Consider the following 22,682-nt stretch of genomic DNA (forward strand, 5'->3'; position numbering starts at 1 on the left):
CGTTCAGGTAGCCGAGTCAGGAAGACATGAAAACATTACTCCGCCTATTGAAAAGTTTCTGGGTTCTGCTGCCACTGCTGTGGCTGGCGAGCCTGTTGATCTGCTGGCTTGCCGCCCCCTTGCTGCCGTGGCTGCGTCACCACCTGCCGGAGGCGCTGGCAATCATCAGCGCCTGCTTCCTGCTGGTCATCGTGCTGCGCCAATACCAGCGCATCCGCGCCGAGCACAATCTGGAGAACCTGCTGCAGCTCGAAGTCGATCGCTCGTGGAATGCCACCGGTGAGTTCCGCGACCAGCAAGTACTGCGCGAGCGCCTCAAGCACGCCATCGCCATGCTGCGTACCGACCGCTCCGCCGGCGGTGGCGGCAAGGCGGCGCTGTCCGACCTGCCGTGGTACCTGGTAGTGGGCATGTCGGCCGCCGGCAAGACTTCGTTGCTGACCCATTCGGGCCTTTCGGCCAGCATCGCCACGGGCAACGACAGCGCCAGCGGCACCCAGCACTGCGATTGGTATTTCAGCCCGGACGCGGTGATGATCGACACGGCCGGCCGCTACCTGCGCGACGACCAGTCGGCCAGCGAGTTCTCGGCCTTTCTGCGCATGTTGCGCAAGCAGCGCGGCAAGGCGGCGATCAATGGCCTGGTGCTGGTGGTCAGCCTGCCCGAACTGCTGGCAGCCAACAGCGATGAGCGCAATGCGCTTGCCGCCCAGTTGGTAGCGCGGGTGGAAGAGTACGCCGAGTGCCTTGAAGCCAACCCACCGGTCTACCTGATGCTGAGCAAGACCGACCAGCTGCCAGGCTTCAACCAGGCCTTCGAGGGCCTGGACCTGCACGAACGCCAGCAGCCGCTGGGCATGACCTTTGGCCTGTCGGAAATTCGCAACAACGGCCTGCATGGCGCATTGCAGAACCGCTTGCACAACCTGCAACGGCACATCCGCCGGCATGTCGACGCACAGACGATCGCCCTCGGCGCCGACGCCGACAGCACGCTGCTGAATTTCCCGCAGTACTTCGCCGCACTGGGCGATGTGCTCGAACAGTTCCTCGAACCCTTCACCCGCGGCCACCGCGGCGGCACCCCGTTGCTGCTGCGCGGGCTGTACTTCACCAGCGCGCTGCAGACCGAACAGCAGCTGGGGCAGGTGTACGAAGACGCGGTCGCCGAGGAGTTCGCCCTTCAGCCCGCCCAGGACGACACCGCCGGGCACTGCGCCAAAGCAGTGGGCAACCGCAGCTATTTCATCACCGACACCTTCCGCCGGGTGATCTTCCCTGACCGTGACCTCACCCTGTATCAGTCGCGGCTGGGCCGCCAGAGCGCCTTCAGCCCGTTGCTGCTGGCCGTGGCAGCGGCAACCGGGGTGCTGTTCATCGGCTGGCAGGCGCTGTCGTTCGCCAACAACCGCCAGTGGCTGGATAGCCTGCGTGGGCAGTTGGCGCAGCTTGAGCAGGCTGACGACCGGGCGCAGTTGCTGGCCGCCGGCAAGGGCCTGGAAGTGCTGCGCGAGCAGATGGCCATGGTAGAAGCGCATCGCCTGCAAGGCGTTCCGCTGCGACTGGGTGCGGGCCTTTATCATGGCGATGCAATCCATGAAGTGACCCGCACAGCCTATCTGGCGCAGTTGCGCAGCCAGGCGCTGGAGCCGGTCGCGCGCAGCCTGCAAGTGCAGATGCGAGCATTCAACACCTTCGCCAGCGGTATCAACCAGGCGCTGGAATTCACCCCAGCGCCGCAACGGAAAAAACGCAACGGCAAACCATTGGCACCTGCTGTCGCCGCCAAGGCGCAGGCTGCGCTGGGCAACACCCGTGCCGGGGCTTACGCGGCCAAGGTCAACCTGGCTACCGCCAGCGACGCCGCCGAACTGTCCGCCACCACCGGTGGCCTGTCGCTGTCCGAAGAAATGCTCGGGCGCCTGGACGAGCAACAGGTAGCGTCCATCATCGAGGCCTACAACACCCTGAAGCTGTACCTGCTGTTGACCCAACCACAGCAGCATCCAGACAGTGCCTTCGTCGCCGCCAGCCTGCCCAAGGCCTGGGCCGGCGCTGCGGGTAAAGACGCTGCAGGTGAAACCATTGCGGCTGACGCTGGCGTGATCGAAGAAAACGTGCCGCTGTACGTGCAGTTGCTGGAACAGGGGCAAGCGCCAGCGCTGCCACGCAACGACCAGCTGATCAGCGAAACCCGGGCAAACCTCAAGTCGTTCATGCTTTCCAGCTCGCTGGTGGACCGCGAATACCTGCGCCTGCAACTCGAGTCGAGCCGCCAGTTCCCGGCGCTGACCCTCAACGACCTGGTGCCGCAACCCGGCCGGGCACTGCTGTATGGCTCTGCCGGCGTGCCGGCTATCTATAGCCGCCAGGGTTGGGATACCTTCGTCAAGCCAGAGCTGATCAAGCTGCTGTCGGGCAACCTGCGCAATGAATCGGACTGGGTGCTGGACGGCGAAGGCGGCGATGCCATCGTGCAGAAAGCCAACTTCATTCGCGAGTTCATGACCCGCTACAAACGCGACTATACCCAGGCCTGGTACAAGATGATCAGCAGCGTCGGCGTGCGCCATTTTGCCGACCTGGCGTCGGCAACCCAGCAACTTGGCCTGCTGAGCGACGTGCAGAACTCGCCGGTGAAGCACCTGCTGGCAGCCGTCAACGACAACACCCAGTGGGACCTGCCGGCCAAGCATGCGCTGCCGACGCCTGGCGCCGCCCGCGAAGACGGCTTCTGGAGCAAGGTCAGCGGGCTGTTCGATGCCCAGGACAATCTGCCGGCCAGCGTCGCGCCGAGCCTGCCGGCCGTTGATGACGGCAGCCTGGCCAGGCGTTTCGAGCCGGTGGCACGGGTGTTCGCGGAAAACAACGCCGAAGGCGCCGACAGCACCATCATGGACCGCTATCTGGCGGCCCTGCGCAACCTCAAGGTACGCATGAACAACATCCAGCGCTCGCAGGATGTCGGCAAGAGCAGCAAGCAGCTGATCAGCGAAACCCTGGAAGGCCAGCCGAGCGAAGTCACCCGCGTGCGCAATTATGTAGAGAGCAGTGTCGACACCAGCCAGGACGGCTTGTCACGCTCCCTGCAGGGCCTGTTCAGCCTGCCCATCCAGTACGCCTGGGCAACCCTGCGCGACCCTGCCGGCCAACAGATTGCCAAAGCCTGGGCGCAGCAGATCGCCAAGCCCTGGGAACAGGTCATGGCGCACCGCTACCCGATCGCCGGGGGCAGCCGCAACGAAGCGTCGGTGAAGGACCTGCAGCGTTTCGTCGACCCCGAAAGCGGCCTGCTGCCGGCCTTCAAGCGCAACGAAATCGGCAACCTGGCCGGCGGCGAAGGCCTGGGGGTGGGCGACGGCCAGGGGCCGGCGCTGGTCAACCCAGGCATGCTCAACAGCATCGACAAGGCCAGTTCGGTGGGCCAGGTCATCGCCAGCCTGTCGGACCGCGACAACGGTTTCGAGATCATGCTGGAACCCTCGGCCAGCTTCACCGACATCGTGTTCACCCTCGATGGCCAGGAACAGCATTACCGCAACGGCCGCAGCAGCTGGAACCGCTTTGCCTGGCCAGGCGCCAGCAACGCCCCCGGCGCGCGTCTGGATGTAGTAACCCTGAGCGGCACGCGGGTCACCGTGTTCGACTTCCCAGGGCGCTGGGGCCTGCTGCGCATGAACGAAAGTGCCCGCGTCGAAGACGTCGACGGCATTCAGCAGCGCTTCAGCTGGAACACCGCCAATGGCCGGGTCAGCCTGGTGGTGCGCAACTTCGGCGGGGTCAAGCTGACCGACCTGGGTGAGGTCAAGGCCCTCAGCGCCCTCAACGGCAGGGGCGCGCAATGATCGGCTGCTTCGGCAAGCTACCGTCGAGCGCCGACTTCGTCAGCCTGCATGGCGCGGCAGAGGAAGTGTGCGAGTTCGATGCCTGGCTGCAGTCCTCGCTGGCGGCCATGCGCGACCGCGACGACTGGCAGGCGTTGTTCGACGGGCTGCCGATGTGCGCCTTCAATTACCGCGCCCGCAATGGCAACTGGCTGTTGGGTGGCCTGCTCAGCTCGCAGGATGCCAGCCAGCGGCGCTACCCGTTCTTCATCTTCCAGCTGCTCAAGGGCGGGGAAGGTACTGCGCTGGTGAACCCGTTCACCCTTGGCGAACTGTTCAGCGCGCAGATCAAGCCATTGCTGCACCAGGCGGTGCAAGGTGCCGATTGCACCCGCCTGTTCGCGCAGATCCAGGCCCTGCGCCCGCTGCAGGCGCAGGACCTGGACCTGTTCCGCCGGGTGCATGCCAAGTTCCTCCACGATTTCAGCTTTGCCGACGTCGCACGTGCCTTGCACGGCTCCTGGCCAAGCTTTGACAGTGCTACCGCACTGGCGCGGCTGCAGGCCAGCCACGCCGCGCTGCACAGTGACTTCGACGGCGGCATCGAATTGCCGCTGCCGGCCGAACGCGGCTTGAAAAACCCCACGGCGGACCTGTGGCTGACCTGGCTGACACGCATGAGCGGCCAGCCCGGCGTGCCGGCGATCAGCTTGCTGGCCGACGACTTCATGCACCCCCGGTTGTACTGCTTCCCGGCGCGACATGCCAGCAGCGCCTATCGCCTGCTCAGCGGCTGCGCCGAGGCGCGTCAGCACCTGGGGTTGCTCGGCCCACTGCCTGGCGCCGCGCACCAACACGCCTACGACCGACCTCTTGAACACGTCATCGACCAGTTCGTCGATGCGCTGGATACGACGCCCGTATGAACAAGATCAAGTACTACTGCCTGCGTTATCAACCCTACCTGCTGGGGGTGGCGTTCTTCCTGGCGATCTTCCTGGTCTGGGCGATCGGCCGCGCCCTGGGCTTTGCCTCGCTGCCCAGCCTGCTGGCAGGCATCGGTCTGTTCCTGCTGCTGTCGGCGGGCTATGTGCTGCTGCTGTACCGCGGCGCCGGCCAGCACCACAACCTCGAAGGCCTGCTGCGCGACGACGCCGACCAGGCCGTGCTCAACGCAACGCCCGCAGACCGCGAGGAAATCAGCCTGCTGCGCGAGCGCCTGCTGCACAGTATCGAGCGCCTGCACAGCAACAAGCCGCGCGGCACTGCGGCCAAGGATGCGTTGTACGCCCTGCCCTGGTACCTGGTGATTGGCCAGCCGGCGGCGGGCAAAAGCACCATGATCCTGCAGTCGGGCCTGAGTTTCCCTTACGCCGAGCGTGAGGGCGCGCGCGTCGCCGGGCTGGGCGGCACCCGCAACTGCGACTGGTTCTTCAGCTCCGAAGCCGTATTGCTCGACACCGCGGGGCGCTACATGAACAGCCCCGAAGAGGCCGGCAAATGGCGGGGCTTTCTGCAGCTGCTGCGCCAGCATCGCCAGCGCAGGCCGCTGAACGGCCTGATCGTCAGCGTCAGCATTGCCGATATCCTGCATGGCTCCGCCGAGGATCAGGAGCGACTGGCCAAACGCTTGCGCGAACGCATACAGGAAAGTTGCACGCTGCTCGAAGTGCGCCTGCCGATTTACCTGGTGTTCACCAAATGCGACCTGATCCCCGGCTTCACCCCGTTCTACCGCCAGCTCGATGATGCCGCCCGTGGCGAAGTGATGGGCAAGACCTTCTCGCACAAAGGCTATGAGCAGGCCGACTGGGGCCGGCGCTTCGGCGCAGCGATGGACGAACTGAGCGGCTACTGGCAGCAAGTGGCCAGCCAGCAACTGGTGCAGCAGGATATCCAGGTTACCCGGCAGAACGACGCCGCGTACCGCTTCCCGCTGGAGCTGGCAGCGCTCAAGCCACGCCTGCAGCAGTTCGTCGACAGCCTGCTGCGTGCCAACCCCTACCAGAATGCCGAAATGCTGCGGGGCTTTTACTTCACCGCCGCGCTGGAGGCCGACGAGGCCCAGTGGGGCAGCCACGGCCAGCATGTAGCCGAGCGCTTTGCCCTGGAGTATGGCAACGACGCTGCACGCCCGGGCAGCCAGCCTGCCCCCCTGTTCATCAACAGCCTGTTCCGCAAAGTGATCATCCCTGACCAGCACCTGGTGGCGCTGTACACCAGCAACCGCCGCGAACGCCGGCGCAAGGCTGCCTGGGTGGGCGCTGCGGGCCTGGCTGGCCTTGTGCTGTGCAGCCTCTGGGGCTGGTCGTACCTGAACAACCGCGCCGTCCTGGCCAGCATCAGCGGCGAACTGGCCGAGGCCAAGGCGCAAGACCGGGCAATCAGCGACCAGTACACCGCCTGGCGCAGCCTTGACCGTTTGCGTTTCTGGACCGCGCATTATTATCAGCAGCACCATGAGCAGGGCGTACCGCTCGGCATGCGCCTGGGCCTGTACCAGGGCCATGCGCTGGAGCCGGTGCTGCGCAACCGCTATTTCGCAACTTTGCAGAACGTCATGCTCAAGCCGACGGCCGACAACCTGACGCGCACCTTGTACCTGCTGACCACGCTCAAGGTGTACCAGCGCAACACCCGCGAGCTGCACCCGGTCAGTGGCGTCGACAGTGTGGAGGCCGAGGCCCTGCCGCATGACAACCGCGCGCAGTCGATCGCCGACTTCGGCAAGGCGACCCTGGACACTTACCTGATGCTCTCGCCAGCCCAACGCGAGAAGGCCGACCCGGCGGTGCTCAAGGCACGTCTGCCGGATTACTGGTACCCGGCCATCGCCCGCCAGACCGGCAACAGCCTGGCTGCGGCCGGCGACCAGGCCGGTGGCAACCAGGACTACCTGTACGCCAGCCGCCAGATCAGCTTCTACAGCGAGCAGATCCGTGAGCCGGATGTGCCGCGCATTCTCGACAACGCCTTCCTGATTTCCAGTTCACGCAACTACATCGACAGCCTGCGAGCCCAGTCGCTGCGCTCGATCGAAACCATCACGCTGGAATCGGACACGCTGTTCGCCTTCGGGCGCGCTGATTTCCAGAGCCTGAAGAACGAGGGCCAGAACCAGCTGAGTGCGATCGCCAGCAAGCTGCTCAACACCCCGGACATCGGCAAGATCATCATCTCCGGTCACGCCGACCAGCTCGGTGACAGCCAAGGCAACCTGCAGGTTTCCAGGCAACGGGCCCAAACCATTCGCACCTACCTGGTGGGCAAGGGCGTGCCCGCCGAACTGGTGGTCGCGCAAGGCGAAGGCAGCCGCAAACCGCTGGTGAACTGCAACCTGCAGCAACCGCGAGCGCAACTGATCAAGTGCCTGGAGCCCAACCGCCGGGTGGAAATCGAAGTGCGCGGGCTCAACTGAGGCCGCGCAGCAAGAACCAGCTGCCCGGCCTCACAGGATGAGGCCCGGGTGGCGGCAAGCTACCTCTGCCGGTGTATCGGGTGAGGTCAAAACCAAGGGACGCATGAGCGACCCTTCACTGTTGTTAATGGAGAGTTTCACAATGGCATTTGACGCGTATATCCAAATCGACGGCATCCCGGGCGAAGTACTGGATGACAAGCACAAGGACTGGATCGAAGTGCTGGGCTACGAGTACGGCGCCACCCAGGCCACCTCGGCCACCGCAAGTTCCTCGGGCGGTGCATCCTCCGAGCGGGTTGCCCTGAGCGACTTCAAGATCCGCAAGGCGGTCGACAAGGCTTCGGCCAAGCTGTTCGAACACTGCTGCACTGGCAAGCACATTGCCAAGCTGAAACTGAACGTGAACCGCGCCGGTGGTGACAAGGTCACCTACCTGACCATCGACATGGAAGAAGTCGTGGTGTCGTCGGTCAAGTTCGTCGCCGGCGGCAACCAGGGCGGTGAAGACAAGGCCGTGAGCGACCTGCCGATCGAAGAAATCAGCTTCAACTTCGCCCGTATCAAAACCACTTACACCCAGCAGAACCGCACCGACGGCCAGGCCGGCGGCAACATTGTCGGTGGCTGGGACCGTACCGCGAACAAAGTATTCGCCTAATCAGCTGCTTGCCCATGGGCCGCGCGCGCGGCCCATGTTGCGCAGCGTGCCGGCGCGTCGCCTGGCACGCTGCTTTCTTCCCCTGATCAGAGTGTCCTATGCCTGAAATCCTCAACGACCTTTCGCTGGCCACACTGGCCGCACCGATCGACGGCGGCAGCGGCGAAGATTTGAGCTTCTCCGCCCTTTTCGACCAGATCAAGGAGGCGCGCCGTGCCGACCCTGACTACCTCACCCAGGGCGACTGGCAAACCGATTTGAAGACCGCCGACTGGGAACAGGTCATCAGCCTGGCCGCCCAAGGCCTGACGCAGCACAGCAAGGACCTGATGCTGGTCGCCTGGCTCAGCGAAGGGCTGGCCCAGCGCGAGCATTTCGACGGCATCACCTTTGGCCTCGAACTGACCCGACAGGTGATGGAAACATTCTGGGACAGCCTGTATCCCGACATGGAACACGGTATGGACGAGCGCGCGGCTCGCCTGTCCTGGCTGAAAACCACCCTTACCGACATCGCCGCTGGCTTGCCCATTACCCAGGGCGAGCATTTTGGCGTGCTGCGTTATGACGAATCACGTCACGTGGAAAACCTCGCGCTGCAGAACCCCAAGGCGATGCAGACCGCACTCAACGAAGGCAAGATCAACGCCGAAATCTTTCAGCGCTCGGTGGCCCTCAGCGATACCGAACACCTGCGCGCCAAAGCCTTGCAGATCGCCGCCAGCCTGCGCGCCTGCAACCAGCTGCAGGCGTGCATCGACCGGCTGTTCGACCACGACGCGCCGAGCTTTGCCAGCCTGGCCGACATGCTCTCGCGCGCCAACCATCTGGCGGAAAAGCTGCTCAAGGACCGGGGCGTTGAACTGCACCCTGTAGAGGTGGCGGGCACTGCGCCCGAACCCGACGTCGCCCCGCCCAGCGAAGCCGGGGAACCGATGGCCTCGCCCTCCCAGCCGACCGCCCCTGCGCCCATGCGCACCACCCCGCTGACCCGTGACGAAGCGTTCAACATGCTCGCGGGCGTGGCCCGGTTCTTCAAGCAGAGCGAACCGCAAAGCCCGGTGCCGTACCTGATCGAGCGCGCCATCAAGTGGGGCAACATGCCGCTGGAAGGCTGGCTGAGCGATGTGATCAAGGACAGCAACGTGGTCGACAACATTCGCGATGTACTGGGCACCCGCGAACCAAGGTCTTGAACCGGCCGAGCGAACAGTCGAGGCAAATCCTGCTACCTTGAGCCTCGACCCACGGCCAAGGCACGACCCGTGGTCCAGCGCACCATAAGCACTTTTTCCGGCAAAGGCTCGAGAATGGCCGACTCCTGGCCCAGGAGCCGATTCCATCCAGAGGCTTCCTTCAGCGATTCTATTGCCAGTTTGCCCAATGGAATTCTGTTTATCCTGGCTTCTATCAGGGTGGCTTTGATATCGGTAACCAGCTGCCTCATTTTTCCCACACCGGCGAACGAGGCTGCTCCCATCCCTAATACGCTGAATGCTTCACTTGCCAATCCGACAGTTGGATAAGAGAAAGCCATCGCCACACCTGGGGCTTTGGTCAGGGTACTGACAAGGCCACCGGTGAAAATCATTGCATTGTTGGTGCGGCTCGCGGCGTCGAACTCCTTGGGTACAGGCTGCCCATTGGCCTTGGCAACCGAGCGTTTGACAATTGTTCTTGAAGCTTTGTTGAGCGAAGACAGCATGCCCACCGTTCCCCAGACCAACCCGGTGCCTTGCCCGGCTATACGTGTGGGTGAATGACCATCACAGTCCACATTGTTGACCGGATCGCCTTGACAATAAGCATATGCATTGAGACCTCCGCGGCCAAAAGGGCTTACTGCATCGGGACTGTGAAAACGCATCAGCCCTGTGTCGTAGGCCCGTTTACCGTTGCCAAGCAGGTAGCGGCGCGGCAGTGCCCCGCATAATTCACCGGCGAACGCCAGTAACGGGGCTGACCGGGGCAAATGAAAACCATAAGGTGAATAGGTTCGGGCTTCGAAGTTGTTGCCCGGCGCAGTGGAAGCTTGTTTGTCTAACGCCTGCAGTTCCGAAGATAGTTCCGAAGATAGTTCCGAAGATAGTTCCGAAACCAGTTCCGAGATTTCCATGATTCAGCCCCTGGATAATAGTGTTCTCAAGGCCACACTAATCATCCGCCAAAGACTCGGTAACTCTCAGTTCCATGAGGTGACAACGCTGCAGGCATGACAGCGGTAATGCTGTTACCGTGGGCGCACTGACAAGCCACAGCCAAGGACTGCGTCATGCCCCCACGCCAAACCACCCCGAACGGCTTCGTTCGCGTACACGGTGCCCGCGAGCACAACCTCAAGAACGTTGATGTCGATATCCCCCGCGACGCTCTGGTGGTGTTTACAGGCGTGTCTGGCTCGGGCAAGTCTTCGCTGGCCTTCTCCACCTTGTATGCCGAAGCCCAGCGCCGTTACTTCGAGTCGGTGGCGCCCTATGCCAGGCGCCTGATCGATCAGGTAGGCGTGCCGGACGTGGACGCCATCGAGGGCCTGCCGCCGGCGGTGGCCCTGCAGCAGCAACGCGGTACGCCGAGTGCCCGCTCCTCGGTGGGCAGCGTGACCACCTTGTCCAGTTCTATCCGCATGCTCTACTCGCGCGCCGGCCATTATCCGGCCGGGCAAGCGATGCTGTATGCCGAGGATTTTTCGCCGAACACGCCGCAGGGCGCCTGCCCCGAATGCCATGGCATGGGCCGGGTCTACGAGGTCACGGAAGCAACCATGGTTCCCGACCCGTCGCTGACCATCCGCGAGCGCGCGGTGGCGGCGTGGCCAATGGCCTGGCAGGGCCAGAACCAGCGCGACATCCTGGTAACCCTGGGCTACGACGTCGACATCCCCTGGCGCGACCTGCCCCAGGCGCAGCGTGACTGGATCCTGTTCACCGAAGACACCCCCACTGCCCCGGTGTATGCCGGCCTGACCCCGGCGCAAACCCGCACCGCCCTCAAGCGCAAGCAGGAGCCCAGCTACCAGGGCACCTTCATGGGCGCCCGGCGCTACGTGCTGCACACCTTCATGCATTCGCAGAGCGCGCAGATGCGCAAGCGCGTCGCCCAGTACATGCGCCCCAGCCCCTGCCCGCTGTGCGCAGGCAAGCGCCTCAAGCGCGAGGCGCTGGCGGTGACCTTCGCCGGCCGCGACATCGCCGAGCTGTCACACCTGTCATTACAGGCACTGGCCGAGGTGTTCCGCGAAGTGGCAGCGGCGGATTACCTGACGCGGCAGCAGGACGACCTGACCCTCGAGAAGCGCCTGGCCGCCCAGCGCATCGCCAAGGAACTGCTCGAACGCATCGATACCCTGCTCGACCTCGGCCTCGGTTACCTGGCGTTGGAACGCAGCACCCCGACCTTGTCCTCCGGTGAGCTGCAACGGTTGCGCCTGGCAACGCAGCTGAATTCGCAATTGTTCGGCGTGATCTACGTGCTCGACGAGCCCTCGGCCGGCTTGCATCCGGCTGACAGCGAGGCCCTGTTCGAGGCCCTGCAGCGCTTGAAGCACGCTGGCAACTCGGTCTATGTGGTGGAGCACGACCTGGACACCATGCGCCGTGCCGACTGGCTGGTGGATGTCGGCCCGGCTGCCGGCGAGCATGGTGGCACCATCCTCTACAGTGGGCCGCCCGCCGGGCTGGCGCAGGTGCAGCAGTCGTGCACCCGCGCCTACCTGTTCAGCCCCCCCGCCCAGGCTGCCCGCGCACCACGGCCGGCTCGCGACTGGCTGAAGCTGGAAGGCATCACCCGCAACAACCTCGATAACCTCAGCGCCGAATTCCCACTGGGCTGCTTCACGGCCGTAACCGGGATTTCCGGCTCGGGCAAGTCCAGCCTGGTCAGCCAGGCCCTGCTGGAGCTGGTGGGTGCTCACCTGGGCCATGCCGAGCAGCGTAGCGAAGCCGATGAGCAAAGCCTGGAAGACGAACCTGAACAGGCCAGCAGCGGCCAGGTGAGCGCGGGCATCGACAGCATCAAACGCCTGGTTCAGGTCGACCAGAAGCCGATCGGCCGCACGCCCCGTTCCAACCTGGCCACCTACACCGGCTTGTTCGATCACGTACGCAAACTGTTCGCCGCCACCGAGCAGGCCAAGGCGCACGGTTTCGATGCCGGGCGGTTTTCCTTCAACGTTGCCAAGGGCCGTTGCGCCAACTGCGAGGGCGAAGGCTTTGTCAGCGTCGAGCTGCTGTTCATGCCCAGCGTGTATGCACCTTGCCCGACCTGCCACGGTGCCCGCTACAACCCCGAGACCTTGGCGGTGAGCTGGCAAGGCATGAATATCGCGCAGGTGCTGCAGCTGAACGTCGACCAGGCGCTGAAGGTGTTTGCCGCGCAGCCAGCGGCGCGACGCTGCCTGCAGGTGCTGCAGGATATCGGCCTGGGTTACCTGCGCCTGGGCCAGCCGGCCACCGAACTGTCCGGTGGCGAGGCGCAGCGCATCAAGCTGGCCACCGAACTGCAACGCGTTGCCCGCGGGGCGACGCTGTATGTGCTGGACGAGCCTACCAATGGCCTGCACCCGCAAGACATCGACCGGCTGCTGGTGCAGCTGAACCGCCTGGTCGAGGGCGGCCACAGCGTGGTGGTGGTGGAGCATGACATGCGGGTGGTGGCGCAGAGTGACTGGGTGATCGATATCGGGCCAGGGGCCGGGGATGCCGGGGGCAAGGTGGTGGTCAGTGGTACGCCGCAGGTGGTGGCTGGGTGCCCTGAAAGCCGCACGGCGGAGTTTCTGGCCAAGGCTTTATAGCGCCTGTGCCGGCCTCTTGGCGGATAAACCGGATCGCCGCACCGCCGCCCTTGCGCAAAATTCAAAAAGGGTGCGCGATCCCTGTGGGAGCGGGTTTACCCGCGAAGAGGCCGGTGCATGCACCACACCGCTAACGGATTGCCAGCCTAGTGGTGTGCCGCTTAGAATGCGATCAATTCTTAGTTGCACCCTGATACGGAACCACTCACCCGCCCATGCCCCCCGCCAACTCCACCCTCAACCTGCAGGTCCAGTCGCTGTACACCGAGCACCATGGTTGGTTGCAGGCCTGGCTGGGGCGCAAGCTGGGCAATGGCTGTGATGCCGCCGACCTGGCCCATGACACCTTCGTGCGCCTGCTCAGCCGCCAGGGCCACAGCTACTTCGGCCACGAGCCGCGAGCCTTGCTCACCCATATCGCCAAAGGCCTGGTGGTTGACCGCTGGCGCCGCCAGGATGTGGAGCGGGCCTACCTGGAGGCCATTGCCCATTTGCCCGAACCCGAGGTGCCCTCGCCGGAGACGCGCTGGCTGATCCTGGAAACCCTGTACCGCATCGACGCCATGCTGCGCGAGATGCCGGCCCGGGTGCGCCAGGTGTTTCTGCTGTCGCAACTGGACGGGCTGACCTACGCGCAAATCGCCGAACAGCTGCAGGTTTCACTGATCACCATCAAGCGCGACATGCGCACGGCCTTTCTCGCCTGCCTGAGCATCGACTGATGGTGCAGCGCATCGACCCGCTGATTCTTGGCGAGGCCGCCGACTGGCTAGTGCAGCTGCAATCAGGCACGGCCAGCGAGGACGACCATCGCGCGGTGCAGGCCTGGTGCCAGCGTAGCGCCCAGCACGCCCTGGCCTGGCAGCGTGCCGAGGCCATCCTCGGCGATTTCCGCCGCCTGCCCACGCCGGTAACCGGCGAAACCCTGCGCCGGCTCAGCCGCAATGGTGCCGTCAGCCGCCGCCAGGCCTTGCACCGCCTGGGCCTGTGGCTACTGGCTGCCCCGGCGGCCTGGCTGGCCTGGCGCGAAACACCGTGGCAGCAATGGACCGCCGATGCGCGCACAGCGGTCGGCGAGCAGCGCCCACTGACGCTGGCCGACGGCAGCCAGGTGCTGCTGAACACCGACACGGCCATCGACATCAGCTTCGACGCGCAGCAACGCCGCATCAACCTGCTGGCGGGTGAAATACTGGTCACCAGTGCCAAGGACCCTGCCACCCAGGCACGTCCGCTGCTGGTGCGCACCCTGCATGGCCAGGCGATTGCGCTGGGCACGCGCTTCAGTGTCCGCCTGGATGGGGCGCTTACCCAGGTGGCCGTGCTTGAAGGCGCAGTCGATGCCCGACCCGCGCACGCTGGCAGCGGCCTGGTGCTGAAGGCAGGCGAGCGCAGCGCCTTCAATGCCAGCCGGGTGCAGCCCGCCGCCCCGCTGGAGCCCGGCGACCTGGCCTGGGAGCACGGCATGCTGCTGGCCCGGGGCATGCGCCTGGGCGAGCTGCTGCAGGAGCTGAGCCGCTACCGCCCCGGCGTGCTGCGCTGCCACCCGGCCGTGGCCGAGCTGAAAGTATCCGGCGCCTTCCCGCTGGCCGATACCGATGCCAGCCTGCGGCTGCTGGGCGACACACTGCCGGTGGCGATCCAGGGGCTGACGCGCTACTGGGTAACCGTGGAGCCGCGCGCCTGAACCGACGCGGTCCGTATACGACTGCGTGAAATTTGCGTGATACCTTTTCCTGCGTCGTCCGGTGATGAGTGCAGAACATTCCTATTCTGCACCCACAGGACCCACGCATGATGCCCCGCCAGCCGTACCGCTTCCGCCTCAAGGCCCTGAGCCTTGCCATCGCCATGGCCACCGTGGCGCCGATGGCGATGGCCGTCGATGCCAGCAACACGCCACACACCTATCACCTGGCAGCCGGCCCGCTGGCCGACGTGCTGGCGCGCTTCGCCGCCAGCGCCGGGGTGCCGCTGTCCTTCGACCCGGCCCTGCTCAACGGTGTGCAAAGCCAGGGCCTGGAGGGCAACTACAGCGTCCCGGAAGGCTTCGCCCGCCTGCTGGCCGGTAGCGGCTACAGCCTGATCAGCACCGACAGCGGCGGTTACACCCTGGCCCCTGCGGTCGAGCTGGGCAATGCCCTGGAACTGGGCGCGACCACCATCAACAGCGAACTGCCCGCCAACAGCGATACCTGGCAAGGCGGCCAGGTGGCCCGCAGTGCTCGGCTGGGCATGCTCGGCGACCAGGCAATCAGCGACGTGCCGTTCAGCGTCACCAGCTACACCGCCAAAACCATCGCCGACCAGCAGGCGCGCACCCTGGGCGATGTGCTGCTCAATGATGCGTCGGTGCGCCAGTCGGCAGGGTTTGGCAACTTTTCGCAGGTGTTCACCATCCGCGGCCTGCCGCTGAACACCGATGACATCAGCTACAACGGCCTGTACGGGGTGCTGCCAAGGCAGATCGTGACCACCGAGGCGCTGGAGCGGGTCGAACTGTTCAAGGGCTCCAGCGCCTTCCTCAATGGCGTCGCGCCCCAAGGTAGCGGTATTGGCGGGGCAATCAACCTGGTGCCAAAGCGCGCCGAAGACACGCCAACCCGGCATGTCACCCTCGACTACGCCAGCGGTGACAATGTCGGCGGCCACCTGGACCTGGGCAAGCGCTTTGGTGAAGACAACCGCTTCGGCGCACGCATCAACCTGGCCCAGCATGACGGCGGCAGCGGTGTCGACGATGAGGCCCAGCATTCCACCCTGGTCGCCGTGGCCCTGGACTACCGCGGCGAGCGCCTGCGCCTGTCCACCGACCTGGGCTACCAGAAACAGCGCATCAACGAGGGCCGCGCGGTGATCTACCCTACCGGCACCAAAGTGCCCCATGCCCCGTCGGCGCGTGACAACTATTCGCAGGACTGGACCTGGTCGCAGCTGGAGGACACTTACGGCATGGTCAACGCCGAGTACGATCTCAACGACAACTGGATGCTGTACGCCGGCGCTGGCGCCAAGCACACCCGCGAGAATGGCGAATATTCTTCGCTGTACGTCAGCGACGAAAATGGCACCGCACGGGGCGGCTTCCTCTATTCGCCGCACGACGAGGACAACAAGAGTGCGGTCGCCGGCCTGAATGGCCGCTTTGCCACCGGACCGGTCAGCCACCGCTTCAATTTAGGGCTGTCGGGGATGTGGGGTGAACAGCGCTCGGCCTACGAGGCGCTGGCGGCTGCCAAGCGCTACGACAGCAACCTGTACAACCCGGTGAAGGTGCCGCGCCCGTCCGATACCTATTTCGGCAGCGACCTGCATGACCCGCGCATCGTCGGCAAGAACCGCAACAAGAGCGTCGCGCTGTCCGATACCCTGGGCTTCTTCGATGACCGGGTGCTGTTGACCGTGGGTGTACGCAGGCAGTCGATCAGCGTCGACAGCTGGGCGACCGCTACGGGCGTGCGCAATACGCCGTACGACGAGTCGATCACCACGCCGGTGTACGGCGTGGTGATCAAGCCCTGGGAGCATGTGTCGTTCTACGCCAACCGCATCGAAGGCCTGGCCCAGGGCCCGACCGCACCGTCCAGTGTAAGCAACGCCAACGAAGTGTTCCCGCCCAAGCGCAGCAAGCAGGTAGAGGCCGGGGTCAAGCTGGACTGGAACAGCTTCGGCGCCAGCCTGGGCGTGTACCGGATCGAGCAGCCCAACAGCGTCACCTACCGCGCGCCGGGGCCGCGCTGGACACCTTCAGCATGGACGGCGAGCAGGTCAACAAGGGTGTGGAGCTGAACCTGTTCGGTGAGCCAGTGGACGGCCTGCGCCTGCTGACGGGTGCGGTGTTCATGCATACCGAGCAAAAGAACACTGCCTATGGCAGCAACGACGGCAACCGCGCCGCCGGGGTGCCGCGCTTCCAGTTCAACCTGGGGGCTGACTGGGATGTGCCTGGGATCCAGGGCGCGGCGCTGAGTGCGCGCCTGCTGCGCACGGGTGGGCAGTATGTCAATGCGGCGAACAGTTTGAGCATTCCGGCGTGGACGCGGGTGGACCTGGGTGGGCGCTATCGTTTCAAGGTGGATGACAAGCTGGTGACGTTGCGGGCCAATGTCGAGAACGTGGCCAACAAGGCGTACTGGGCTTCGGCTTCTACCTCTAACAATTACCTGACACAGGGTACGCCGCGGGTTTTGCGGTTGTCGGCCAGTGTGGATTTTTGAGGGGCCCGGGATGGGTATGGCTTGGGAGATGCAGCGCCTGGGATGGGCATGGCTCCGGACATGCAGCGCCTGTGAGATCGAGCGCCGCCCGCGCGGCGCTCGATCTCATAGGCGATGCAAATTCTGTGGCAACCACCTAGCAGCCCCAACCGCCGCTAAAGTACAGTCTGCCCCATGGACAAATACGCCCCCCGCCAGTGGCTCCCCCACGAAAAACCCAGCCTGCCGGGCTCCCCCTCCACGCCTCTGCACTCGCCGGCCAAACGCCTGGCCTACGGCGTTGTCGGCCTGCTGGTGGCAATCACCGGTGGCCTGGGCAACGCGCTGGTCACCGCCAATCTGGTGTTCCTGCAGGGCGCCCTGGGCGCGACCACGGCGGAAATGGCCTGGTTGCCAGCCGCCTACGTGATGACCAACGTGTCCATCAACCTGCTGCTGGTCAAGTTCCGCCAGCAGTTCGGCCTGCGCGCCTTCACCGAAGTGTTCCTGGTGCTGTATGCGCTGGTTACCTTCGCCCACCTGCTGGTCAACGACCTGAACTCGGCCATCGCCGTTCGCGCAGCGCACGGCATGGTCGGCGCCGCGCTCAGCTCGCTGGGGCTGTACTACATGATCCAGGCGTTCCCGGCGCAATGGCGGCTCAAGGCGATGGTCCTGGGCCTGGGCGCCTCGCAGCTGGCGCTGCCGCTGGCGCGGATCTTTTCCGAAGACCTGCTGCAAATCGCCGAATGGCGTGGGCTGTACCTGTTCGAACTGGGCCTGGCACTGGCTGCGCTGGGTTGCGTGATGATGCTCAAGCTGCCGCCCGGCGACCGCTTCAAAACCTTCGAGCCGCTGGACTTCCTGACGTTCACCCTGATGGCCGGTGGCACTGCCCTGCTCTGCGCTGCGCTGTCGCTGGGGCGCATCGACTGGTGGCTGGAGGCGCCGTGGATCGGCGTTGCGCTGGCGGCATCGATCGCCCTGATCTTCAGCGGCCTGGCCATCGAACACAACCGCCAGAACCCGTTGCTGATGACCCACTGGCTGGGCAGCGGGGCCATCATCCGCCTGGCGCTGTGCGTGGTGCTGATCCGCATGGTCACCTCGGAGCAGTCCACGGGTGCGGTCGGCTTCCTGCAGGTATTGAACATGGGCAGCGAGCAGCTGCGCGCGCTGTACGGGATCATGCTGCTGGGCGCGGTGGCCGGGCTGGCCAGCAGTGCCCTCACCATCAACCCCAACCACCTGGTGATTCCGCTGTTCGTCTCGCTGCTGGCCATGGCTGCCGGCGCCTTCATGGACAGCAGCTCCAGCAACCTGACCCGCCCGGCGCAGATGTACTTCAGCCAGTTCCTGCTGGCTTTCGGCAGCACCTTCTTCCTTGGCCCGTCGATGGCCCTGGGTATCAGCCATGTGCGCGCCAACCCCCGCAACCTGGTGAGTTTTTCGGTGCTGTTCGGCATTTGCAACAACCTGGGTGGGCTGATCGGCGCGGCGCTGCTGGGCACCTTCCAGACCTGGCGGGAGAAGTTTCATTCCAGCCACCTGATGGATCGCCTCAGCTACCTGGAGCCGCTGGTGAATGCGCGTGTGCAAAGCGGCGGCGGCGGTTACGGTGGCGTGATCGCCGACCCGGCGCTGCGCAGCGAAGCCGGCATGCGCCTGCTGGCCAGTGCCGCCACCCGCGAAGCCAATATCATGGCCTACAACGATGTATTCGTGCTGATCGGCAGCATCGCAATCCTGACCATGATCTGGATCTGCATCCGCAGCACCTGGCTCTGGTACGCAAAACGCAAGGCCACCTCCACCGACTCGACCCCCGGCGCGACCACCCGATGACCGACGACACCCGCACCACGACCACCACCGCCATCGCCGAAACCCCGGAAGGCGCCACACCGCCCAGCGAGCCAACCAGCCCGGTACGTTCGCGGCGGATGCGGATCCTGTCATCGATCAGTTTCGCCGGCGTGGCCCTGGCCGGCATCCTGCTGGTGCTGTACGCCTGGCGCCTGCCACCGTTCAGCAGCGCCATCGAAAGCACCGAGAACGCCCTGGTGCGCGGCCAGGTGACCATCATCGGGCCACAACTGAGCGGCTACATTACCGATGTACCAGTACACGACTTCCAGTTCGTCAAGGCTGGCGACCTGCTGGTGCAGCTGGACGACCGCATCTACAAGCAGCGCCTGGCCCAGGCCGTTGCCCAACTGCAGCAACAACAGGCGGCCCTGGCCAACAACCTGCAGCAGCGCAACAGCGCCGATGCCACCATTGCCCAGCGCCGGGCTGCCATCGACGACGCCACCGCGCAGGCTGCCAAGGCCAAAGCCGACCTGGGCCGCAACCAGGCACTGGTCAACGACGGCTCGGTGTCCCGCCGCGAGCTGGACCTGGCCCGGGCCAGCGCAGCCGCTGCCGTCGCCAGCCTGGCCCAGGCCAGAGCGGCGCTGGAAATCGCCCGGCAAGACCGGGAAACCGTGGTCGTCAACCGGGCCGCGCTGGAGGCGGCAGTCGAGAACGCCAAGGCGGCTGTCGAGCTGGCCCGCATCGACCTCGACAATACCCGCGTCACCGCCCCGCGCGACGGCCAGCTGGGGCAGATCGGCACGCGCCTTGGGGCTTATGTGAACTCGGGTGCGCAGCTGATGGCGCTGGTGCCCGACACCCTGTGGGTGATCGCCAACATGAAGGAAACCCAGATGGCCGAGGTGCGCATCGGCCAGCCGGTGACCTTTACCGTGGATGCCTTGAACCACCTGAAGCTGCACGGGCACGTGCAGCAGATTTCGCCGGCCACCGGCTCGGAGTTCGCCTTGTTGCAGGCGGACAATGCCACCGGCAATTTCGTCAAGATTGCCCAGCGCATACCGGTACGCATCACCGTGGATGCCGACCAGGCCCAGGCCAGGCGGCTGCGACCCGGGATGTCGGTGGTGGTCAGTATCGACACGCGCAGCCGCGATTGATGGTGTGGCTACCGGCCGCTTCACGGGGGAACCCGCTCCCACCGGTACTGTAGAGTTTTCTGGGGCTGTGCTTAGGCCGGAACAGGCTTACATCCACCAGGCCAGCACCACCGGCAACCAGGCAAATGACAGCACCGTCGAGCACATCACCAGGTTCGCCACCTGCTCCGGCTCGCGGTTGGCTCGCACCGCCATCAGGTAGTTGAACACCGCCACCGGCATTGCCGACTGCACCACCAGCACTGCTCGCTCAAGGTTGTCCATGCCCAGCGCTGCCCCCACTGCCCAACCCATCGCAGCCCCCAGGCCAATGCGCAAACCGCCGAGCAACAGGCCGCTGCCTACGTGACGCAGGCGAATGCTGGCCAGCGATACCCCCAGGGTCAACAGCATCAGCGGGATGGTCATGCCGCCCAGCAGGTCTGCGGTATTGGCCAGCCAGCGCGGCAGTTCGAAATCGAGAAAGATGATGGGCATGGCGCCCGCCAGGCTGATGACGATCGGGTTGCGCAGCAGCGCCTTGAGCGAAGCCGCCGTGCCGGAGATGGCCATGCCGATCGTGAACTGCACGATCGACAGGGTGAGGAAAAACGCCACGGCCAGTGCCAAGCCGTGTTCACCGAAGGCGTACAGGCTGATCGGCAGGCCCATGTTGCCGGTGTTGGGGAACATGAACGCCGGCAGCAGTACCCGCCAATGCATGCCAGAAGCGCGGCACACCAGCAACGCAGCCAAGGCCATGCCCAGGGTGCACAGCAAGCAGGCGACGGCCATGCTGGTAAAGGCATTCGGGTTCAGCTCGGTGCGGCTGAGGGTGGACAGCACCAGCGACGGGGTGCCGATGGTCATCACCACCCGGGCGATGAAGTCGGTGGGGTAGTCCAGGCCTTTGCGGGCCCAGGCAAAGCCAATGGCGGCGACGATGAAAACCGGGGCCAGGACTGCGAACAGCGACGCGAACATGGAGGCCTTCCTTGGTGTGGATGCAGCATTATGCAGCAGTCTGCGCATTTGCCCAGGCGACCCCGTCTCTTGTAGGGGCAGCCTTGTGCTGCGAAGAGGCCATTTCAGCCACAAACAAACTCAAAGCTTACCGGCCCTTTCGCCGCGCAAGGCTGCTCCTACCAAAATCCAGGGCAGTCATTGAAAATGTCTGCCCAAGACACTTTCATGTCGCCCTTGGACTGCGGCGTCTCGTCGCACGCTGTTGCCCCTTGGGCAAAACCTTCCAAGTCCGTAGAATCGCGCTTCCTTTTCGCCCGTCGCCTTGAACGGTGGCAACCCGCAGCAATGACAGAGTCCGTGCCTGAACACATGCCCGTACATGTGAAATAGGCTCAACCCTCCCCGCCCGGCCCAATTCCCATAGGCCCAGCGGTTGAGTCTTGCCCAGGTCGCATCCGTGCAACCCCCTCGCCCCTGCCGGGTCGAGCCGGTGTGCGCGTCCGAAAAGGCGCTCATCCCGCTCATCCAACTAGAGGTACGTATGTCTCCGCGTTTGCTGGCCATGGCGCTGGCGCCCCTGCTCGGGCTGTTCATCATTGCCCTGGGCAACGGCTTCATGTCTTCGCTGACCACCCTGCGCCTGGGCGCTGCCGGTGAATCGGCCACCACCATCGGTATCGTCTCGTCGACCTACTTCATCGGCCTGACCCTGGGCGCTATCTTCAACGACCGACTGATCCTGCGCATCGGCCATATCCGCGCCTACACAAGCTTTGCCTCGCTGATCGCCGTGACCATCCTGCTGCAGGGGCTGTTCTACGACGTCACCTGGTGGTCGGTGCTGCGCCTGATCAACGGCTGGGCTGCGGTCGGCGTATTCCTGGTCATCGAAAGCTGGCTGTTGCTGGCCGGTGACGCGAAGATCCGCGGCCGCCTGCTGGCGCTGTACATGATCGCCTTCTACGGCGCCGGGGTGATCGCCCAGGCCGGCCTGGGCGAAATCACCCACCTGGGTGACACCGCACCGTTCATGCTGGCTGGCGTGCTCGCCGCCTTGTCGGTGCTGCCGATCGTGATCCTGCCGCGGGTGTCGCCGCTGCTGGACCAGGTCGAACCGCTCAAGCCCCGCCAATTGCTGGGTGTGGCGCCCTCGGGGCTGGTCGGTTGCTTTGGCTCGGGTGTGGCCATTGCCGGCATCTATGCCCTGCTGCCGCTGTACTTGCAGCGCATCGGCCTGGATGTCGGTGAAGTGGGCAACATGATGGCCTGGGTGATCCTCGGCGCCATGCTGCTGCAATACCCGGTCGGGCGCTGGTCGGACCGCAAGGACCGCCTGGACGTGCTGCTCGCCCTTGCCGGGTTGTGCGTCGTGCTGTCGCTGGTGACGGTATTCCTGCCGTCGGACTCGATCGTGCTGCCGGCCATGCTGTTCCTACTGGGTGGCGGTGTATTCACCCTGTACCCGGTGGCCGTCAGCCATGCGGCCGACCGCGCGCCCTCCGATGCGCTGGTGCCGATGATCCAGGGCTTGCTGCTGATCAACTCGCTGGGCTCGGCCATGGCGCCAATGGCAATTTCGCCGGTGATGACCGAATTTGGCGAGGCCGGGCTGTTCTGGGCGTTTGCCGTGGTCAACCTGGCCATGGTGTGCTTCTTCATGTGGCGCCGCGGCAAGCGCCCGGCGGCTGAGCACCCTGCACCGTTCACCGCTTCGACTACCTTCTCGCCGACTGGCGCCGAGTTGCGGGTCACCGAGGACCTGATGCATGCGGCCCAGGAACACCCGCCGCTGGAAGCCTCCGAGCCTGTGCACGCACCGCGTAGCGAAACCGAGTGAAGCCAAGGGGCTGCAGCGCAGCCCCTGCATTTACCAC

Annotated in this window: 13 protein-coding genes and 1 pseudogene; 12 read left to right on the forward strand and 2 right to left on the reverse strand. The window is 64.9% G+C overall.

All coding sequences use genetic code 11. The features are described from left to right. Positions 1-26: 26 nt before the first annotated feature. The 5 genes from AC5O5I_RS14830 (at position 27) to tssA (ending at position 9,099) form a co-directional block, all read left to right on the forward strand. Positions 27-3,845, forward strand: a complete 3,819-nt coding sequence (locus AC5O5I_RS14830; protein WP_494511036.1) for a type VI secretion protein IcmF/TssM N-terminal domain-containing protein — start codon at positions 27-29, stop codon at positions 3,843-3,845. Continuing rightward, entirely contained in the window at positions 3,842-4,750 is a 909-nt protein-coding gene (gene tagF, locus AC5O5I_RS14835) for a type VI secretion system-associated protein TagF (RefSeq protein ID WP_494511037.1), read from the forward strand. The genes AC5O5I_RS14830 and tagF overlap by 4 nt, the downstream gene beginning before the upstream one ends. Further along, a complete protein-coding gene (tssM, locus tag AC5O5I_RS14840) occupies positions 4,747-7,242 on the forward strand; it encodes a type VI secretion system membrane subunit TssM (RefSeq protein ID WP_494511038.1) in 2,496 nt (831 codons plus the stop codon). The genes tagF and tssM overlap by 4 nt, the downstream gene beginning before the upstream one ends. A 142-nt stretch (positions 7,243-7,384) precedes the next feature. Next, positions 7,385-7,903 (forward strand): Hcp family type VI secretion system effector, encoded by a 519-nt coding sequence (locus AC5O5I_RS14845; RefSeq protein WP_016499518.1) that lies wholly within the window; start codon positions 7,385-7,387, stop codon positions 7,901-7,903. Between the two features lie 98 nt (positions 7,904-8,001). After that, a complete protein-coding gene (gene tssA / locus AC5O5I_RS14850) occupies positions 8,002-9,099 on the forward strand; it encodes a type VI secretion system protein TssA (protein WP_494511039.1) in 1,098 nt (365 codons plus the stop codon). Between the two features lie 32 nt (positions 9,100-9,131). On the opposite strand, the gene AC5O5I_RS14855 is transcribed toward tssA, so the two are convergent. Then, positions 9,132-10,019 (reverse strand): RHS repeat-associated core domain-containing protein, encoded by an 888-nt coding sequence (locus AC5O5I_RS14855; RefSeq protein WP_494511040.1) that lies wholly within the window; start codon positions 10,017-10,019, stop codon positions 9,132-9,134. A 156-nt stretch (positions 10,020-10,175) separates the two neighbouring features. Between AC5O5I_RS14855 and AC5O5I_RS14860 the strand changes: the two genes are divergently transcribed. The 6 genes and pseudogenes from AC5O5I_RS14860 to AC5O5I_RS14885 all read left to right on the forward strand — a co-directional run bounded on the left by AC5O5I_RS14860 (position 10,176) and on the right by AC5O5I_RS14885 (position 19,863). Further along, a complete protein-coding gene (locus tag AC5O5I_RS14860; RefSeq protein ID WP_494511041.1) occupies positions 10,176-12,692 on the forward strand; it encodes an excinuclease ABC subunit UvrA in 2,517 nt (838 codons plus the stop codon). A 215-nt stretch (positions 12,693-12,907) separates the two neighbouring features. Next, positions 12,908-13,414, forward strand: a complete 507-nt coding sequence (locus AC5O5I_RS14865) for a sigma-70 family RNA polymerase sigma factor (RefSeq protein WP_172285474.1) — start codon at positions 12,908-12,910, stop codon at positions 13,412-13,414. Next, positions 13,414-14,379, forward strand: a complete 966-nt coding sequence (locus AC5O5I_RS14870) for a FecR domain-containing protein (protein WP_172285473.1) — start codon at positions 13,414-13,416, stop codon at positions 14,377-14,379. Before AC5O5I_RS14865 ends, AC5O5I_RS14870 begins: the two co-directional genes overlap by 1 nt. Positions 14,380-14,486: 107 nt before the next feature. Beyond that, a pseudogene (locus tag AC5O5I_RS14875) lies at positions 14,487-16,909 on the forward strand (TonB-dependent siderophore receptor). Between the two features lie 174 nt (positions 16,910-17,083). Beyond that, positions 17,084-18,733: an MFS transporter gene (locus AC5O5I_RS14880; protein WP_172285471.1), complete on the forward strand. Its 1,650-nt coding sequence runs from the start codon at positions 17,084-17,086 to the stop codon at positions 18,731-18,733. Beyond that, positions 18,730-19,863, forward strand: coding sequence for an HlyD family secretion protein (locus tag AC5O5I_RS14885; RefSeq protein ID WP_172228863.1), 1,134 nt, complete (start codon positions 18,730-18,732; stop codon positions 19,861-19,863). Before AC5O5I_RS14880 ends, AC5O5I_RS14885 begins: the two co-directional genes overlap by 4 nt. 87 nt (positions 19,864-19,950) lie before the next feature. Here the strand turns inward: AC5O5I_RS14885 and AC5O5I_RS14890 are convergent, their stop codons facing one another. Further along, positions 19,951-20,826 (reverse strand): AEC family transporter, encoded by an 876-nt coding sequence (locus AC5O5I_RS14890; RefSeq protein WP_172228865.1) that lies wholly within the window; start codon positions 20,824-20,826, stop codon positions 19,951-19,953. 523 nt (positions 20,827-21,349) lie between these two features. On the opposite strand from AC5O5I_RS14890, the gene AC5O5I_RS14895 reads away from it, so the two are divergent. Next, positions 21,350-22,645, forward strand: coding sequence for an MFS transporter (locus AC5O5I_RS14895; protein ID WP_494511042.1), 1,296 nt, complete (start codon positions 21,350-21,352; stop codon positions 22,643-22,645). Positions 22,646-22,682: the final 37 nt, after the last annotated feature.

The organism is Pseudomonas sp. 9_2_1, from assembly GCF_059295275.1.

Bases quoted from the DNA above. Each gene is read 5' to 3' on its own strand.
- AC5O5I_RS14830 (WP_494511036.1), top strand. From the start codon at position 27: ATGAAAACATTACTCCGCCTATTGAAAAGTTTCTGGGTTCTGCTGCCA.
- tagF (WP_494511037.1), top strand. From the start codon at position 3,842: ATGATCGGCTGCTTCGGCAAGCTACCGTCGAGCGCCGACTTCGTCAGC.
- tssM (WP_494511038.1), top strand. From the start codon at position 4,747: ATGAACAAGATCAAGTACTACTGCCTGCGTTATCAACCCTACCTGCTG.
- AC5O5I_RS14845 (WP_016499518.1), top strand. From the start codon at position 7,385: ATGGCATTTGACGCGTATATCCAAATCGACGGCATCCCGGGCGAAGTA.
- tssA (WP_494511039.1), top strand. From the start codon at position 8,002: ATGCCTGAAATCCTCAACGACCTTTCGCTGGCCACACTGGCCGCACCG.
- AC5O5I_RS14855 (WP_494511040.1), bottom strand. From the start codon at position 10,019: ATGGAAATCTCGGAACTGGTTTCGGAACTATCTTCGGAACTATCTTCG.
- AC5O5I_RS14860 (WP_494511041.1), top strand. From the start codon at position 10,176: ATGCCCCCACGCCAAACCACCCCGAACGGCTTCGTTCGCGTACACGGT.
- AC5O5I_RS14865 (WP_172285474.1), top strand. From the start codon at position 12,908: ATGCCCCCCGCCAACTCCACCCTCAACCTGCAGGTCCAGTCGCTGTAC.
- AC5O5I_RS14870 (WP_172285473.1), top strand. From the start codon at position 13,414: ATGGTGCAGCGCATCGACCCGCTGATTCTTGGCGAGGCCGCCGACTGG.
- AC5O5I_RS14880 (WP_172285471.1), top strand. From the start codon at position 17,084: ATGGACAAATACGCCCCCCGCCAGTGGCTCCCCCACGAAAAACCCAGC.
- AC5O5I_RS14885 (WP_172228863.1), top strand. From the start codon at position 18,730: ATGACCGACGACACCCGCACCACGACCACCACCGCCATCGCCGAAACC.
- AC5O5I_RS14890 (WP_172228865.1), bottom strand. From the start codon at position 20,826: ATGTTCGCGTCGCTGTTCGCAGTCCTGGCCCCGGTTTTCATCGTCGCC.
- AC5O5I_RS14895 (WP_494511042.1), top strand. From the start codon at position 21,350: ATGTCTCCGCGTTTGCTGGCCATGGCGCTGGCGCCCCTGCTCGGGCTG.